The following is a 17,273-nucleotide window of genomic DNA, read 5'->3' on the forward strand; positions in this document are numbered from 1 at the left end:
GCGCCTGACATGAACCCTGGCAGCACCCCGGCACGATCAATGGCGCTGTGTCGGTGTTTCGGCACTTCTGCACCGCACTGAAGCCCTTTGCTGCACCAGAGGCGACAATCAGACCTGCGCGCCGATCAACCATGTCAGATTCCACATTCCAGCCCCAGGGCCTGAGCCCCACCGATGAGCAACTGGCCATCCAGCTGGAGCGACGCCGTCACGTCATCATCGAGGCCAACGCGGGTGCCGCCAAGACCACCACCCTGGCCCTGCGCCTGGCCCAGGCGCTGCACCGCGGGGCCGATCCGGCCCGCATCCTGGCGCTGACCTACACCGAACCTGCGGTGCTGGCACTGCAGCAGGCCCTGGCCCGCATCGGCGTGCCCACGGCCCAGCGGCAGGGTTTGCGCGTGCAGACCTTCGACCGCTTTTGCCGCGACCTGCTGGCCACCTTCGAAGAGCCCGGCACCACCTGGCTCGACACCCCGGAGGCCCTGCGCCCGCACGTGCTGACGGCCCTGGCCCGCACACTCGACAACCCCGACGAGCGCCACCGCGAGCACTTCGCCCTGGAAGGCAATGGCGAGGGCAGCGTGGAAGGCCTGCTACTGAGCTTCCGCCAGCTCAAGGGCACGATGGACCTGTTTTTCCAGGCCTCGGAAAGCCCTGTCACCCCTGCGTTGGCCGAGAGCCTGGGCCACGACTACCTGGCCTTGCGCGTGTACGGGCGCTACGAACTGCTGCGCCGCGGCGGCCACCCCGACCGCCACGCCTTCCGCGCCCCGCACGACGCCACCTACGACCTGGCGCGCATGCTGCTGACCGACGACGACCGCCTGGCCCTGCCCGTGCACCCCTTGGCCCTGGGCCTGAACCTGGTGCTGGTCGACGAGATGCACGACACCAACCGGGCCATGTTCACGGTGCTGCAGCACCTGCTGCGCCACAACCCCTGCGCCTTCGTGGGCGTGGGCGACCGCGACCAGGTGATCCACTCGGTGGCAGGTGCCGACGCCCGCTTCATGGGCGAATGGTTCGAGCAGGAAGTGGCCGTGCCGCACCGCCCCCCCCTGCATGGCACCTGGCGCTTTGGCGCTTCCCTGGCCACGCCGGTGGCCCGCCTGGCTCGCAAGCCCTGCGTGGCCCTGCAACCCCAGGACACCCTGGTGGAGGTGCTGGCCCTGGACGACACCGCCATGCGCTGGCAGCTGCTTGACAGTGTGCCCGGTCACCCGCGGGCACGGCGCCCCCTGGCCAGCCGACCGGAAGAGCTGGCCGTGCTGCTGCGCCACCCCAGCCAGTCGGTGGCCCTGGAGGCCAGCCTGCTGCAGCACGGCGTGAACTACCGCACGCTGGGCTTCACCACCTTCCTGTGGCGGCCCGAGGTGCTGTTCTTGCGAGCCCTGATGGCCCATGCCTTCTCGGCGCTGGACCACAACCCCACCCCCGACACCCGCCAGCGCCTGCTGGGGGCGTTGCTCACCTTCACCGGCGCGCAGGTAGACACTGGCACCGACGACCTGCCCGGCAGCCCGGCCCATCGGCAGCTCACGGCGCAAGCACTCAAGGCCGTGGCCCACGAACCGGCCTTGCTGGCCATGTTCATGGACAACCAGGTGCTGCGCACGGCCGACCGCCGCGTGCGCGCCTGGGTGCACGAGGTGGTGGCCCTGATGCAGCAAGGCACGGTGGCCCCTTTGGTGCAAGCCCTGCAAGGCCCACTGCGCCCCGACTGGCTGGCCCGCCGCGTGATGGTGCGCCAGGAAGACGTGCAGCAGGTCGAACGCCACCTGCAGGCCCTGCTGGCCCTGGCCACCGAGTTCGACGACCTGCCTGCCTTCATGCGCGGCCTCGACAGTTTCGAGCTGCACCACCTCACGGGCCGCAAGGCGCAACAAGGCGTGGTGCTGGCCACGCTGGAGGCCACCAAGGGCCTGGAGTTCGAGCATGTCATCATGCCGGGGCTCAACAGCGGCGAATTCGGCGGCACCGGCCGCCACAGCGACAACCGCAACCTCTTTTACGTGGGCATCACCCGGGCACGCCGGGCGCTCACCCTGGTCCACCGTCCGGACAAGCCCACGCGATTCCTCAAAGACGCCGGCTGGCTGCCCTGAGCAGCCCCCACAATCAAGGCTTTTCAGCCTCTGGAAACCCACCTCCATGGCCCACACCCCCGACCACATCAGCATGGCCCTGTTCTGCGACTTCGAAAACGTCGCATTGGGCGTGCGTGATGCCAACTACGACAAGTTCGACATCAAGAAGGTGCTGGAGCGCCTGCTGCTCAAGGGCAGCATCGTCGTCAAGAAGTCCTACTGCGACTGGGAGCGCTACAAAGGCTTCAAGGCCGCCATGCACGAGGCCAACTTCGAGCTGATCGAGATCCCGCACGTGCGTCAGTCGGGCAAGAACTCGGCCGACATCCGCCTGGTGGTCGATGCGCTCGACCTGTGCTACACCAAGAGCCACGTGAACACCTTCGTGATCATCTCGGGCGATTCCGATTTCTCGCCGCTGGTCTCGAAGCTGCGCGAGAACGCCAAGCACGTGATCGGCGTGGGCGTGAAGCAGTCGACCTCCGACCTGCTGATCGCCAACTGCGACGAATTCATCTTCTACGACGACCTGGTGCGCGGCGAAGCCCAGCGCCAGGCCCGCCGCGACAGCCAGAACGGCCGCGATTCGGCCAACACGCCGCGCCGCAGCCCCGAAGAAGAAAAGCGCCGCCTGGAAGAGCTCGATGCGCGCCGCACCAAGGGCGTGATCCTGGCGGCCGAGACCTACGAAGCCCTGGTGACCGACCGCGACGACGGCGGCAAGATCTGGGCCTCGGTGCTCAAGGAAGCGCTCAAGCGCCGCAACCCCGGGTTCAACGAGAACTACTACGGGTTCAAGACCTTCGGCAACCTGCTGGAAGACGCGCAAGCCCGCGGCCTGCTGACCTTCGGCCGCGATGAAAAGAGCGGCGCCTTCGTGTCACGCGGCACGGGCGCACGGGCCGAACTGGCGGCGGACGACCGCACGGCCGAGGAACACGGCACAGAAACGCAGCCCAACGAGGCCGCACACGAACGCCAGGAGCGTGGCGATCGCAGCGAACGCCAGGAACGCGGCGACCGCACCGAGCGCGGTCGCCGTGGTGGCCGAGATCGCCGCGGCCGCGGGCGCGACCGGGACGAAGGCACCGCCCAGGGTGCTCCCGTGCCTGCGGCCTCGGCACCTCAAGGTGCCGCAGAAGCCCCTGCCTCCGCGTCAGCGTCCACGCCAGCACCTGTGCCCGCCGCGCCGGAGCCCGTGCAGGCTGCAGTGGCCAGCGAACCTGCGCCCACCGAAGGCCAGGGGCAGGCACCACGCAATGCCCGCAGCCGCACACGCAAGCCACGCACGGCCGACTTGGCCCCCGCCACCGAAACCCCCGCGGTGCAGCCGGTGGCCGCACCTGTTGTGCCGCCGGCTGCTGCCGAGCCCGCCACAGAAGTGGCCCCCAAGGCCACAACCAAGCGACCGGCCAGCAAGCAACCGGCCCGCAAGCGCGCCGCCAGCGCCCCCCGCAAGACCGCCAAGAAAACCGCGGCCGAGTAAGACTCCGGGCGTTCAGCCCTGGGACGCCCCCGGGGCTGACAGCGGTGCGGTTGCAAGCAAGCACTGCGCGGCCAGGGTCCGGCCACTGAGCCAGGCGCCTTCGACCTTGCCGCTGCCCAGCCAGTCACCGCACAAGCCCAGGCCCGTGCGGGCACAAAACTCGGCCTGACGCCCCAGCGGGGGCGCCGTGTCGGCATAGCGCCAGCGGTGGATGCTGTGGCTGAGCCCCTTGCTGCCCAGCGGTGCCAGGCTCTGCAGCCCCCGCACCTCCAGCAGCGCACTGAAGGCTTGCCACAGGGTGTGGGCCACCGCCTCGGGCTCGTCTTCGATGTGGGCTTCGCTCCACTCGGCCTCGCTGTGCAGCAGCCAGCAATTCCCCGTGCCGCCCGGCTGGGGCCGACCGGGCTTGCTGCTGTCGCAGGCCACCCAGCGCAAAGGCCCTTCGTTCACAAAGGCCGCGTCAAAGGGCACCGCCAAAGGCTGCTCGGTCTGCACCATCAGGGCCCAGCTGCCGCGCATGCGGGCCTGTGCGGCCAACGCCGCCCACTCGGCGTGCACGGGCAGCAACAAGGGCACAGCCTGCACCGACGGCACGGCCAGCAGCACGGCATCAAAAGCCTGCGCCAGCTCGCCATGCTCCTGCGTGCGCAAGCGCCATCGGCCATCGGCCTGGGGCAACAGGGCCTGCACCGTGTGCTGGAGTTGCACGGGCTGCGTCAGTTGCTGGGCCAGCCAGCCTGCCGGCGAGGTCATCCGAGGGGTGCCCACCCAGCGTTGCGGCGCTTCGGCGGCGAGCCCTGACGCGGCCTGCGGCGAGGTGCCGAACACGCTCAGGCGCGGCTGCCACACAGCCGCCACACCCGCGGCCACCCAGGCCTGCACCTCGGCATGGAAGGAGGCATCGCGGGCCGTGAAGTACTGCGCACCGTGGTCGCATTGCCAGCCCTCGCCGCGGCGGGTGCTCATGCGGCCCGCAGGCCCACGGCTTTTGTCGAACACTTGCACAGCCACGCCGGCCTGCTGCAGGGCCTGTGCACAGGCCAGACCGGCCATGCCAGCGCCTACCACCGCCACATTCAGGCCAGCCGCAAGGCCCACACCCTCAGAAATCTCGCTCATGTCAATGCCCAGGAAACATCAGCAGGCATCGTAACGAGCACGGGCCGCACAGGCGGCCCGAAGGGTTTGACAAGGCTGGGGCAGCGGCGGGTGCAAGCACCTCGTCACCCGCCCCGGGGCTCAGCTCATTGCAGGCCCATGCAGTTGGCGTAGAACGAGGTGGTGCCCGGCCAGTCCGAGAACACCCCCATCACGCCCACATCGCGGGCCAGCACATCCAGCACGCGCATCGTGTCGCCTTCACGGCTGACGGCGCTGTCGAAGCTCTGGAAGTAAAAGCCGTTGTTGCCGTCGGCCAGGATGCCACTGCGCTCCAGGCTCCAGGTGATCAGCTTCAGGCCTGCAGCACGGGCATCGCGAGCGGCTTGCGAGGGCACGATGCGCCCCTGCGAGTCGGCACCCAGCAGCGCGAAGATGGGCGGCGCCCAGATGTTGATGCCCTGGGCCTTGTAGCCGGCCAGTTCGGCGGCGGTGGGCAGGTCGGCGGCGGTGTTGGCATCGTCCAGGTACACGGCCTGGCGACCAAATGCGGGCTCTTTCTTGACCCAGTACAGCACATCGTCCTTGTTGAACGATTGCGGGAACACGCGCGAGGGATGCACGCCCGCGGCCTTGTACTCATCGATCATCTTCTGGGCGTACTGCTGCTGAGACAAGCCCTCAAAGGGCATGGTCACCGATGGCGACTTCAGCTCCGGCGTCATCTTCACACCCAGCTGCTTGAACAGGGCGATGCTCTCGGCATGGGTCATCAGCGTGCCGCTGCTAGGGCCGCTGTACAGGTCGGTGCGCCAGGCAGCGGTGCCGTCCACGTACTCCTGGGCGGTCACGGCATAGGGGTTGAAAGCATCCATCTTGCCGCGCAGGGTCTTGAACTCGGCCAGGGTGATGTCGCTGGTGCGGCACTCGGCACTGGCGGGCTTGACCAGCTTGCCCGATGCATCGAACTGGGCCGGCACGAAGGGCTGGGTGCACTTGGCGGCCAGCGGGGTCAGCAGGATGTTGGTGGTGGTGTGCAGGTCGTTCTGTGCATGGCGGCACACCAGCTGCTTGTCTTTGGTGAAGGTGACATCGCACTCGACGATGCCAGCGCCCATGCGAGCGGCGGCCGTGTACGACTCGACGGTGTGCTCAGGGAACTGCAGGGCCGCGCCGCGGTGACCGATCGAGAAGTCGGTGGGGCGCATCACATGGCGGGTGTCGGCGCAATGCTGCAGCTTGCGCTTGAGCATGCTGTCCTTCATGTCCTGCACCAGGAAATAGGGGCGGGGCCCCACCTGGACCGGGGTCGTCCAGGAAGCCAGGGCCGGCAACGCCGTGGCCGTCAGTGTCGCGGTCAGGGCCAGCAGGCCCGAAAGCTTCATCATGTTCATGCAGGGTCTCCACAAAGGTCAGGCAAGTGCCTGCCAATGTGTGAGTCCCCCATGTCCGGGGCGTGACGCGCCCATGAAGGGTGCGTGACAGCCCCTGGCCCTCAAGGCAAGGTCGCGGTGCCTTGCAGCCGGAAAGCCCCCACCACCTGCAGCATGTCGTGGGCCTGGGCGCGCAGACCATCGGCTGCGGCGGCACTCTGCTCCACCAGGGCCGCGTTCTGCTGCGTGACCTGGTCCATCTCGGACACGGCCTGCTCCACCTGGCCCACCCCCTGACTCTGCACCTGGCTGGAGTCGCTGATCTCACGCACCAGGTCGGCCACCCGGCGAATGGCCTGCACGGTGTCATCGACCGTGCGCCCCGCCTCATCGACCAGCTCGGTGCCCCGCTCGACCTGCTCCACGCTGCTCGTGATCAGGCCCTTGATCTCTCGGGCCGCCTCGGCACTGCGCTGCGCCAGCATGCGCACCTCGCCCGCCACCACCGCAAAGCCTCTGCCCTGCTCACCAGCGCGGGCCGCCTCCACGGCCGCGTTCAGCGCCAGGATGTTGGTCTGAAACGCGATGCTGTCGATCACGCCAATGATGTCGCCGATCTGTCGGCTGCTGGTGTGGATGCCCTTCATGTTGTCCACCACCTGCTCCATCACGTCACCGCCGCGGCTGGCCGCCTGCGTGGCCGTCTCGGCCAGACCGCGTGCCTGCTGGGCGCTGTCGGCGTTCAGACGCACGGCCTGGCCCAGGTCCCCCATGGTCGAGGTGGTTTGCTGCAAGGCCCCGGCCTGGCGCTCGGTGCGCTCCGAGAGGTGCAGGTTGCCCTGCGCGATCTCGCGGCTGGCCACGGCCAGGGATTCGGCATTGTGCTGCGCCGACCGCACCATGTGGCTGAGCGACTGCTGCAGCTGCACCAGGGCCTGAGACAGCTGCGTGAGCTCGTCTCGTCCCTCAGGACGGATGGCCTCGCACAGGTCGCCATCGGCCATGCGGTTCACCGAGGCGACCGAACGGTGCAAGGGCCGCAAGATGGAGCGGATGGTCACGCCGAACAGGCCGATGGACAAGGTGATGGTGCCCAGCAGCACGGCCCCCAGCACCCAGCGGCTGCCAGTGGCCACCTGTTTGAATCCCGCGGCACTGCGCTCGGCCTGCTGAGACGCCACGGCCACGGTCTGGTCGACAGCCTTGCGCTGAGCCACGTACAGCTCGTTGAAGGCTGCCAGTTCCAGGCGGATGTCTTCGCTGCCCATGCGCTGCAGGTCCAGGGCCTTGGCCTTGGCAATGAAGGCCTGTGCCCGCTCGTGCTGGGCACCCAGCAGGCTGCGCTTGACCGCCTCGGGCACGCTGCTTTCCTGCTCCCAGTACGTCACACGGGTGTCGTACTCGCTGGCCAGCCGCTCGATCTCGGCCTTGCCTTGCGCTGCACTCAGGCCGCCCTCGGCCAGTTGCGACAGCACCAGTCGCATTTCGATCAGGTACATCGGGGGGGGCAGGATGTCCGCCACCGCGTCCTTGCTCAGGCCCAGGTCTTCACTCAGTTCGGTCAGTTTGGCGGCACTGTAAAAGCCGGCGGCCACACACAGCAGCACTGCCAGCACATTGAACACCGCCAGTCCCAGCAGCCGCGACTGGAAACTGAACTGTCTGAGCCACCGCTCCATTGCATTCCCCATAGGTTCTGGGGGCATCTTTGCCCGTGGGGCCCACACCTGTGTTGGCCCTCAGGAGCGATATCGGCATGGAGCAGCGCGGTTTGACGGGAAACTTCAGGGAGCAATGCTCGCTTTTTCGGCCGTTTGGGGCTGGGCGAAGTACTGGCTCTGGATGACGATGACCATGTCAGGCCCGTCCTGGCTGAGGGTGACGGCCACCGTGCGCTCACCGCCCAACGACTCGGCCTGCAGCTTCAGTCCTTTGCCGTCATCGCCCGGTCCCTCGGAATAGGTACGCTCGCCCCGCCACAGCCCTCGCACCTGCTCTCGGTAGAAGTTCAGCACCTGGTCCGGGTGATCGCGCGTGAGCAGCTTGACCATGGCCAGCTGCCCCATGGGGGTCGAGGCCCGCATGCCAAACGAGGGATCCTGACGGGCACCTGGGTAGTAGGCCACCGACACATCGCTTTCGGTGGTCTGCGCGCCGCCGTAGGCCACCTGGGTGGCCGCACGCCCCTCGCGAGGCGCCTCTTTGACCACGGCGCCGGCCATGTTCACCGCCACCGGCGGCAAGGCGCTGCTGGCGCTGCCACCTGGCAGCGAAGCGCCCGCGACAACAGCCGATGCCCCCGATGCCCCAGAGGCTGAGGTATCGCTCACGGACGGAGAAGGGGACAGGTCACAGCCCTGAATGGCCGCCAGCACACTGAGGGCCAGCACCACCCGCCGGGCGAGCCCGAGCAGAGGGGGCATCGACACCTCGTTCAATGGGTCACAAACTGATGGCAGTGTGACCCAGCCCCCTGCCAATGCGCCACGGGGCTTGCCCGCTCGGGACTAGCCCCTGGTCTGGGCCGATCAGACGCCTTGACCACGCCGTCGCCGCCAGCCCGCCACGCCCATGCACAGCGCACCCACAGCCGCCAGGGCCACACTGGAGGGCTCGGGCACCGGGGTCACGCTGACCTGCAGGTGGTCCATGCCCCACGATTCGTCGTCCAGGTCCTGCACACCCGGTCCCTCCATCAGGAATGTGAGGGTGGCGGTGCTGGCCGTGTGGGCCAGGCCCTGCAGGCGCGGCTCCAGAAAAAAGTCGTAGGCACTGTCGGTGTAAAACGGGCCTGACGCGGGGCCCGTGAACCCCAGGCTCACCTTGCGGGCCAGTTCGCCCCCGGCCGGTGCCACATAGCTCTGCACCTGGTAGTCGGCCGCATTGGCGAAGCTCTCACGGAACACCAAGGCACCGTCGAGCGTGATCGACAGGAAGTCTCCCTGCGGGAACGTGCCGGTGCCATCCAGCGAATCGATCGCCGCCATCAGGAAACCCAGGCTGAGCTCGGTGTGGGCTGGCAGGCCAGCGAGCGTGAGCGTGACCAGGTTGCCCGTGGGCACTCGCAGCATCTGGCCGCTGAACGTCAGGCCCGTGGCGCCCAAGCCGGCAAAACCCTGAACACCGGTGGTGGCCGCCACACCCACCGCCAGCCCGGCGGGTATACCCGCTTCGAAATCGGTGCTGAACACCGTGGCGGCCTGGGCACTCTGGCCCAGTGCACACGCCATCGCCAGGGCCACCGCCCCCGCCTTGTAACGCACAGTCATGCTGAAAACCTCCCTGTGAAGGCTTCACGATAGCGGGCGCTGTGCGCGCTTCACATCCCTAAAATGAAAGCGGCCCCGAAGGGCCGCCTGCCGTCACTTCCAGCCGTCTTTCAGGCCCGTGATCTTGTTGAACACCGGCCGGCCCGGTGCGTGGTCCAGGCGGTCGGCCACGAAATAGCCAAAGCGCTCGAACTGGAACTTCTGGTCGGGCTGGGCAGCAGCCAGCGAGGGCTCCACATAGGCCGTGACCACCTTGAAGCTGTCGGGGTTCAGGCTGGCCTTGAAGTCCTTGCCACCGGCATCGGGGTGCGGGTCGGTGAACAGGCGGTCGTACACGCGCACCTCGGCGGCCACGCCATCGGCCACGCCCACCCAGGTGATCGCAGCCTTCACCTTCACGGTGTCGGCCCCCGGGGTGCCACTCTTGGTGTCGGGCACCACGGTGGCCAGCACCTCGGTGACACGGCCATCGGCATCCCGGGTGCAGCCGGTGCACTCGATCACGTAGCCACCCTTCAGGCGCACCTTGTTGCCGGGGAACAGGCGCTTGTAGCCCTTGGGCGGCACTTCTTCGAAGTCTTCGCGCTCGATCCACACCTCGCGGCCCAGCGAGAAGTGGCGCACGGGCGCCTCCACACCTTCGGGCGGGTGCGGCAAGGCGGGCAGGCTGCAGGGCTCGAGGTGACCAGCGCCCATCACCTCGTCCCAGTTGGTCAGCACCAGCTTGACGGGGTCGAGCACGGCCATGCCACGGTGGGCCTTGCTTTCCAGGTCGTCACGCAGGGCGATGTCCAGCGTGCTGTAGTCGATCCAGCTGTCGGCCTTGCTCACGCCGATGCGCTCGCAGAACAGCTGGATGGCCTCGGGCGTGTAGCCGCGGCGGCGCAGGCCCACGATGGTGGGCATGCGGGGGTCGTCCCAGCCGGTCACCACACCGTCGTCCACCAAGGCTTTCAGCTTGCGCTTGCTGGTGATCACATACGTCAGATTCAGACGGGCGAACTCGTACTGGCGGGGCACCGGTTGCTGGAACAGGCCCAGCGTGGCCAGGTTGTCCAGCAGCCAGTCGTAGAAGGGGCGCTGGTCTTCGAATTCGAGCGTGCAGATCGAATGGGTGATCTGCTCCAGCGCGTCTTCGATGGGGTGAGCGAAGGTGTACATCGGGTAGATGCACCAGGTGTCGCCCGTGTTGTGGTGCGTGGCGCGACGGATGCGATAGATGGCCGGGTCCCGCATGTTGATGTTCGGGCTGGCCATGTCGATCTTGGCGCGCAGCACCATCGAGCCATCGGGGTGCTGCCCATCACGCATTTCACGGAATCGGGCGAGGTTCTCGTCGGGCGTGCGGCTGCGGAAGGGGCTGTCGGTGCCGGGCGTGCTGAAGTCACCACGGTTCTTCTTCATGTCTTCGGGCGACTGCTCGTCGACATAGGCCAGGCCGGCGCCAATCAGCGCTTCGGCAGCGCGGTACATGAAGTCGAAGTAATTGCTGGCGTAGTACAGATGGCTTTCAGCCTGGCCGTTGAAGCTGGAATTCCAGCCAAAGCCCAGCCACTGGACCGCATCCAGGATGGAATCGACGTATTCCTTCTCTTCCTTCTCGGGATTGGTGTCGTCGAAACGCATGTGGCACACGCCGCCGTAGTCGCGCGCCAGCCCGAAGTTCAGGCAGATGCTCTTGGCGTGGCCCACGTGCAGGTAGCCGTTGGGCTCGGGCGGGAAGCGCGTGCGGATCTTGGCCGGGTCAGGCTGACCTGCGCCATGGTGGACGGCGTCGCCCGGCGTGCCGGCCCAGCGGCGGCTGGCGTGGGTGCCCTGCTCCAGGTCACGGTCGATGATGCCACGCAAGAAGTTGGTGGGCTTGTGGTCTTCTTTGTGCTCGGGGGCGCCAGAAGTGGGTGCGTTCATGGGGGATGTGTGCAAAGGATTGCCTCGATTCTATCGACCAGGGGACACCCCTCGCACTCGGTCTCCAAGAGGTCGCCACAAGCACCGGATTGCGGGGAGTGCCAACAGCCACCACATTGTGGAAAATTCAAGCAAAGCCTCAAGAGGCATGCTGTAACCATCGCCTCGGCGGTGGTGGTTCAAAAACTTTGGACACGAGGGATGCGCCGATGCGGTTGCGGCGACCACCACGCGAGACCCTGGGCCCCATCGCGGGCCTGCCTGGGCGCCATGGGGCCAGTCTGCCCTCGGCCCGTCAGGTGACAGCCTTGCTGCGGGTGCTGTTGCGGCACCCGAACCCTGAGCCCGATGCGCAACAGTGGCGCAGTCTGGCCCAGGCCCTGACCCGCGGTGACCCGCTCGCCGACGCCGTGGCCCGGTGGATGAAAGACGCCGGACTGGCCCACAGCATGCCGATGCTCGAAGCAGCCCTGGCTCGCGGGGTGGATCAGGTCCCCGCAGCGCCCGAGGTGTTGAAGCGTTTTTTTGCCCAGGTCGACACGCCCCCGCACTGGCTGGATGTGAACCTGCTTGCACGGGGGGCGCAAGCCTCCAACCTGGCGGGCCTGGCCGGCACCGACATCATGCGTGACCTGGCCCTGATGGCCGGCTACCAGTCATCGGCCATCAACCGCACGCTGGTGCTCACAGGGGCTTTGTCGCGCGGGGCTCAGCGTCGCCTGGCAGAAACCACGAAATGGTGGGTGGACTGCACCACCCCGGGCGGCATGGCGCGCTTTGCACCGGGCTTTCAGGGCACGGTCCGTGTGCGCCTGATGCATGCCCTGGTTCGTCAGCGGGTGCAGCATCTGCCCGAGTGGGATGCAGGCTGGCTGGGCGTGCCCATCAACCAGCAGGACATGCAGGCCACCTACCTGGGCTTTTGCGTGGTGTACCTGACCGGCTTGCGTTTTCTGGGCGTGTGGCTGCGCCGGGACGAAGTGCACGCCCTGATGCACCTGTGGCGCTACATCGGCTGGCTGATGGGGGTGGAAGACGAACTGCTGTTCGACGATTTCACACAGGCCCAGGTGGGGCTGTACCGCAACCTGCTGGCCCAACCGGCGCCCGACGACAGCAGCCGGGCCCTGGGCGCTGCGCTCATGAACGAGCCCCTGCACACACCCTATGGCCACCGCTGGACCTGGCTCAACGGCTTGCGCGGCCGCTATGAACGAGCACGGCACCTGAGCATTTCACGGCTGTTCCTGACCAACCCCAGCATGCGCAGCCTGGGCCTGCCCGGACACGTGCTGCCCTGGTACCCCGCCATGCGCCTGCCCTGGAACCTGCTGGTGCATGAAACTGCACGGCGTCTGCCCGGTGGACTGGATTGGCTGCAAGGCCACGGACAGCGCCAGCAGCAGGACCATCTGGCCACCATGTTCGGACGCCAGACTGCGCGTCTGGGCTCGGTGGATGAAGCAGGCGGCATGCCCGTCATCCCACCACGCCAGGCCGAGCCCCGGAAACGCACAGGCTGACAGCGCGCGATCCAGAACGCCTCAGGCACCCAAGGTGCGTGAGGCCATCGCGGCGGCGGCCGAACGGGTTTCCACACCCAGCTTCTGGAAGATGTGTTCCAGGTGCTTGTTGACGGTTCGGTGGCTCATGCCCAGGATCTCGGCAATGTCCCGGTTTGTTTTGCCTTTGGCCAGCCAGGTCAGCACCTCGGTTTCGCGCGGGGTGAGGGCTGGCAGCGGCTGGCGGCTGAGCTCGCCGCCCTCACTGGCATGGAAAGGCACGGCGCTGGCCGACTGCAAGCTCAGCAAGACCATGGTCTCACCCAGACCCGCAGCCCCCAGGTTGCGCGCCACCAGCACCTCGTCGGCAGGCCCCGGCGTGCCCAGACCGTGGCGCACCTCGTGCCCGGTCGGGCTGTTGACCAGGGATTGCATCCACTCGAATGGAAACGGCGCCTCAGCGGGCAGGTCAGGGAAGGCTTGCCGCAGCCACAGCTCGGCCTGTGGCGAGCGCCACGCCACGCGCAGGCGCGCATCGAGCAACAGCACCCCATGCCCACCGACATCGACGGCGTCGCGGGCCAGGCGCACCACACGGGCATTGCGCAAGTGGGTGCCCAGGCGGGCCAGCACCTCGTCCACGCGCAAGGGCTTGACCACATAGTCCACCCCGCCGGACTCGAACCCGGCCACGATGTCGGCCGTCTCGGACAGGCCCGTCATGAAGATGACGGGCACGTGGGCCCAGGCTCCGCGGGCCTTGATGCGCCGACAAGTCTCGAAGCCATCCAGCCCGGGCATCACGGCATCCAGCAAGATGGCATCGGGCACCACCAGCTCCAGCCGTTCCAGGGCCTGCGCGCCATCCTGGGCCACCATCACGGTGTAGCCCTCGCTGGCCAGCGCCGTGCAAAGCATGCGCAGGGCATCGGGCGCGTCGTCCACGACCAGCACCGTGCCCGCATGCCGGTCAATCGCGGGAGACATCATCGGGGTCCTCTTGGGGGTTGGCATGGGCCAGCGCCTGCTGCAACCCATCGAAATCCAGGTCATGGGCCAGCCGGCGCCAGTGCGCCAGATGCTCGCGCCAGGCCATGGGACAGGCTGCTTCGTCTTCCAGGCAACGCTGCAGTCCACTGAGCTCGCCTCGGCGCGCCATCTGGTGCACGTGGCGCCACCAACGCAGTGCACCCGGCTCGACAGCATCGGCGTGTGCAGCCACAGGTGGCGGGGTGCGCACGGGCAGGGTCAGTGCGGCATCGACCAGCGGGCGTCGGGGCTCACCCCGGATCCACACCAGCTTCAGGTGCCGGGCCAGCACGTCCAGCAGTTCCGACTCGATCACGGGCTTGGCCACAAAGGCCTGGCAATTGGCGGCCGTCAGGTTCTCGGGCCTGTTGTCGAACACGTTGGCCGACACCATGATGATGGGGACCTCGCTCCAACCTGCCGCTCGGGCTTCTCGCGCGGTGCGCCAGCCGTCGAGGTCGTCCATGCTCACGTCCAGCAACAACGCATCGGGGCGAACCTCCGGGAGCCGCTCCAGGCATTCCTGCCCACTGGCCGCCTCCCGCACCACAAAGCCCAAGGGCATCAGCAATCCCGCCAACAGGTGCCGGTGCATGGGCTGGTCGTCGACCACCAGCAGGGTCTTGCGGGGGCCCTCATAACCGGTCACGGGGCGCAGACGCAACTGGCGGCTGGCATCGTCGCGCGTGCCCGAAGCCCCGCTCGGTGCACTGGCCGACGCAGCGCCCAGGGCCGGGCCCATGGGCGCTGCGGGTGCCGCGATCTCACGCAGGTACAGGCGCGCACTGAAGGTGCTGCCGCCACCCTGCACACTGTGCACACTGAGTTCGCCGCCCATCAGTTCGGTGAGCAGGTGGGTGATGGTCAGGCCCAGACCCGTGCCAGGTACCGCGGCACGACGCCCGGCGCTGCCCCGCTCGAAGGGCAGAAAGATGCGTTCAAGGTCTTGCGGTGCGATGCCGATGCCGGTGTCCACCACCTCGAAGCGCAGCACCTCGCGGCGCGCATCGACCCGCAGCGTCACCTGGCCGTGGTCGGTGAACCGCACGGCATTGCTCAGCAGGTTCAGCAGGATCTGGCGCAGGCGGCGCGCATCGGCCTGAACCCAGCGTGGCACGCGCCCCAGGGTGGCCAGTTCAAAACGCAGGCCTTTCGCTTCGGCCTGGGGTTGCACCATGTGCACCACATCGTCCAGGAACTCGTGCAAGGGCAGCGGGGCCGGGTCCAGACGCAAACGACCTGCCTCGATGCGGGCCAGGTCCAGCAGGCCATCGATCAGGTCGAGCAGGTGTTCGCCGCTGCGCTCGATGGTGCGCAAGGCGCTGTGCCGGGTGGTCTCGCTCAAGCCACCCTTCAGCAAGATCTGGGTGTAGCCCAGGATGCTGTTGAGCGGGGTGCGCAGCTCGTGCGTCATGCCAGCCACATAGCGGGTCTTGGCCTGGTTGGCCGAATCGGCCTGGTCCTTGGCCTGCTGCAGGGCCAGGTCGGTGCGGCGGTGGGCGTCGATTTCCTGCTGCAGCAACTGGTTGTGCCGGCTGGATTCATCCTGCGCCATGCGCCGGCTCTCAGAAGCCAGCACGATCCACCACGCACACACGGCGGCCACCATCAGCAGCAGGGCATACACCTTCACAAACGGGCTGGCCGGCAGCAGGTGCTCGGCCACATGGCCCTGGCGCTCGGCACTGAGCGCCTGCAGAACCCCTTCCTGGTAGTAGACCACCCCCAGCACCAAGGCGAGCAGCAAGGCAATCGACAGGAACACCACGAGGTAGTGGCCCACGCGCACATTCACCAGGTCGGCCCATCGCGGCGGCAGGACCGCGGTCAGCCCGCCACTGACCTGCTCGGCTGCCCTCGAACGGCTCTTGCACCGGTCATGGCAGCGCGACTCCAATGTGCAGCACAGCGAACAGATGGGGGCGTCATAGGCCGGGCAGCCCGCCATGTCATCGACCTCGAAGGCGTTCTCGCACACACAGCAGCGCAGGGTCTTGCCGGGTGCGCCCATGGCCTCGGGCGGTCTGGCCAGGTAGTAGCGGCCTTGGGTGTACCAGGCCAGCAGCGGCGACAGCGCCATGGCAATGAACAGGGCGATCAAGGGCGACCAGGGCACCACCGCAGCGCCCATGAAGCCCGAATGGCAGACCACGGCCACCACCGCGCCGGCCAGCGTGGCACACAGCCCCACCGGGTTCAGGTCGTACAGGTAGGCGCGCTTGAACTCGATGCCGGCGGGCGACCAGCCCAAGGGTTTGTTGATGACAAGATCGGCCACCAGCGCGCCCACCCAGGCAATGGCCACGTTGCTGTAAAGGCCCAGCACGCTTTCCAGCGCGCTGAAAACGCCCAACGTCATGAGCAGCACGGCCATCAGCACGTTGAAGACGAGCCACACCACGCGGCCCGGGTGGCTGTGCGTCAGCCTTGCGAAAAAGTTCGACCACGCGAGAGAGCCCGCATAGGCATTGGTCACATTGATCTTGACCTGCGACACGATCACGAACACCACCGTGGCCGCCAGCGCCCAGCCCGACGAAGGAAACACCTCTTCGAAGCCCGCCAGGTACATCTGCGTGGGCTCGATGGCCTTGTCCACGGGCACCTCGTGCTGCAGGGCCAGGAAGGCCAGGAAGGCGCCGGCCATCATCTTGAGCATGCCGGGAATGATCCAGCCGGGGCCCGCCACCAGCACGGCCGTCCACCACTTCACACGGTTCTCGCGGGTCTTTTCGGGCAGGAAACGCAGGAAGTCGACCTGCTCGCCCACCTGCACCACCAGCGAAAAGGCCACCGTGGCGGCCAGCCCGAAGGCCCCCATGTCGAAGTCGGCATGCCCGGTGCTGCGCCCGGCCAGCGACGTGAACTCGCTGTATGCCTCGGGGCGGTGCCAGGCCACGGCCACGAAAGGGCACACCCACAAGGCCAGCCACACCGGCTGCGTCCACGCCTGCAGACGCGAGATCAAGGTCACGCCATACATCACCATCGGGATGATCACCAGCGACGACACCACATAACACACAGGCAAGGACCAATCCGTGACCATCTGGATGGCCAGCGCCATGATGGCCGCCTCCAGCGCAAAGAAGATGAAGGTGAAGCTGGCGTAGATGAGCGAGGTGATGGTGCTGCCCAGGTAACCGAAGCCCGCGCCACGGGTGAGCAGGTCCATGTCGACGCCATAGCGGGCGGCGTACACGCTGATGGGCAGGGCCGTCAGGAAGATCACCACCCCGACCAGCACGATGGCCCACAGCGCATTGGTGAAGCCGTAGTTCAGCGCAATGGCACCCCCGATGGCCTCCAGGGCCAGGAAAGACACCGAGCCAAACGCCGTGTTGGCCACACGCAGCTCGCTCCACTTGCGGAACGAGCGCGGCGTGTAGCGCAGCGCGTAGTCCTCCATGGTCTCGTTGGCGACCCAGGAGTTGTACTCACGGCGGATGCGAAAGATCTGTTGCCGGACCGGGGACACGACGCGCTCAGGTTGCTGCACCGGGCCAGGGTGTCAGCAA

The 17,273-nt window shown here is 67.4% G+C and carries 10 protein-coding genes and 1 pseudogene; 3 read left to right on the forward strand and 8 right to left on the reverse strand.

Annotation, left to right across the window (positions count from 1 at the left end; translation table 11 throughout):
- Positions 1–131 precede the first annotated feature (131 nt).
- Together EYS42_RS10215 and EYS42_RS10220 are read left to right on the forward strand one after the other, a co-directional pair.
- Positions 132–2,108 (forward strand): UvrD-helicase domain-containing protein, encoded by a 1,977-nt coding sequence (locus EYS42_RS10215; RefSeq protein ID WP_130968069.1) that lies wholly within the window; start codon positions 132–134, stop codon positions 2,106–2,108.
- A 46-nt stretch (positions 2,109–2,154) separates the two neighbouring features.
- Positions 2,155–3,576, forward strand: coding sequence for an NYN domain-containing protein (locus EYS42_RS10220; RefSeq protein WP_130968070.1), 1,422 nt, complete (start codon positions 2,155–2,157; stop codon positions 3,574–3,576).
- Positions 3,577–3,588: 12 nt separating this feature from the next.
- Here EYS42_RS10220 and EYS42_RS10225 read toward each other — a convergent pair whose 3' ends face one another.
- The 6 genes and pseudogenes from EYS42_RS10225 to EYS42_RS10250 form a co-directional block, all read right to left on the reverse strand.
- Complete coding sequence (locus tag EYS42_RS10225) at positions 3,589–4,695, reverse strand: NAD(P)/FAD-dependent oxidoreductase (protein WP_130968071.1); 1,107 nt, start codon at positions 4,693–4,695, stop codon at positions 3,589–3,591.
- A gap of 125 nt (positions 4,696–4,820) precedes the next feature.
- Positions 4,821–6,068 carry a glycerophosphodiester phosphodiesterase family protein gene (locus EYS42_RS10230; RefSeq protein WP_130968072.1) on the reverse strand — a complete coding sequence of 416 codons (1,248 nt, stop codon included), beginning with the start codon at positions 6,066–6,068 and terminating at the stop codon, positions 4,821–4,823.
- 101 nt (positions 6,069–6,169) lie between these two features.
- A pseudogene (locus tag EYS42_RS17480) lies at positions 6,170–7,147 on the reverse strand (methyl-accepting chemotaxis protein); the annotation flags it as partial.
- Between the two features lie 684 nt (positions 7,148–7,831).
- The gene (locus EYS42_RS10240) at positions 7,832–8,470 is read right to left on the reverse strand and encodes a hypothetical protein (RefSeq protein ID WP_130968074.1); all 639 of its coding nucleotides are present in this window, start codon (positions 8,468–8,470) and stop codon (positions 7,832–7,834) included.
- Between the two features lie 105 nt (positions 8,471–8,575).
- Positions 8,576–9,316: a PEP-CTERM sorting domain-containing protein gene (locus tag EYS42_RS10245; RefSeq protein ID WP_130968075.1), complete on the reverse strand. Its 741-nt coding sequence runs from the start codon at positions 9,314–9,316 to the stop codon at positions 8,576–8,578.
- A 93-nt stretch (positions 9,317–9,409) separates the two neighbouring features.
- Positions 9,410–11,224, reverse strand: a complete 1,815-nt coding sequence (locus EYS42_RS10250) for a glutamine--tRNA ligase/YqeY domain fusion protein (RefSeq protein ID WP_130968076.1) — start codon at positions 11,222–11,224, stop codon at positions 9,410–9,412.
- Positions 11,225–11,433: 209 nt separating this feature from the next.
- Between EYS42_RS10250 and EYS42_RS10255 the strand changes: the two genes are divergently transcribed.
- Positions 11,434–12,747 (forward strand): oxygenase MpaB family protein, encoded by a 1,314-nt coding sequence (locus tag EYS42_RS10255; protein ID WP_165456718.1) that lies wholly within the window; start codon positions 11,434–11,436, stop codon positions 12,745–12,747.
- Between the two features lie 21 nt (positions 12,748–12,768).
- On the opposite strand, the gene EYS42_RS10260 is transcribed toward EYS42_RS10255, so the two are convergent.
- Both EYS42_RS10260 and EYS42_RS10265 read right to left on the reverse strand, forming a co-directional pair.
- Positions 12,769–13,713 carry a response regulator gene (locus EYS42_RS10260; RefSeq protein ID WP_207301154.1) on the reverse strand — a complete coding sequence of 315 codons (945 nt, stop codon included), beginning with the start codon at positions 13,711–13,713 and terminating at the stop codon, positions 12,769–12,771.
- Complete coding sequence (locus tag EYS42_RS10265; protein WP_245503599.1) at positions 13,697–17,233, reverse strand: hybrid sensor histidine kinase/response regulator; 3,537 nt, start codon at positions 17,231–17,233, stop codon at positions 13,697–13,699. The genes EYS42_RS10260 and EYS42_RS10265 overlap by 17 nt, the downstream gene beginning before the upstream one ends.
- Positions 17,234–17,273 lie beyond the last annotated feature (40 nt).

The organism is Aquabacterium lacunae, from assembly GCF_004310865.1.
In the GTDB taxonomy this organism is placed as follows: Bacteria; Pseudomonadota; Gammaproteobacteria; order Burkholderiales; family Burkholderiaceae_C; genus Aquabacterium; species Aquabacterium lacunae.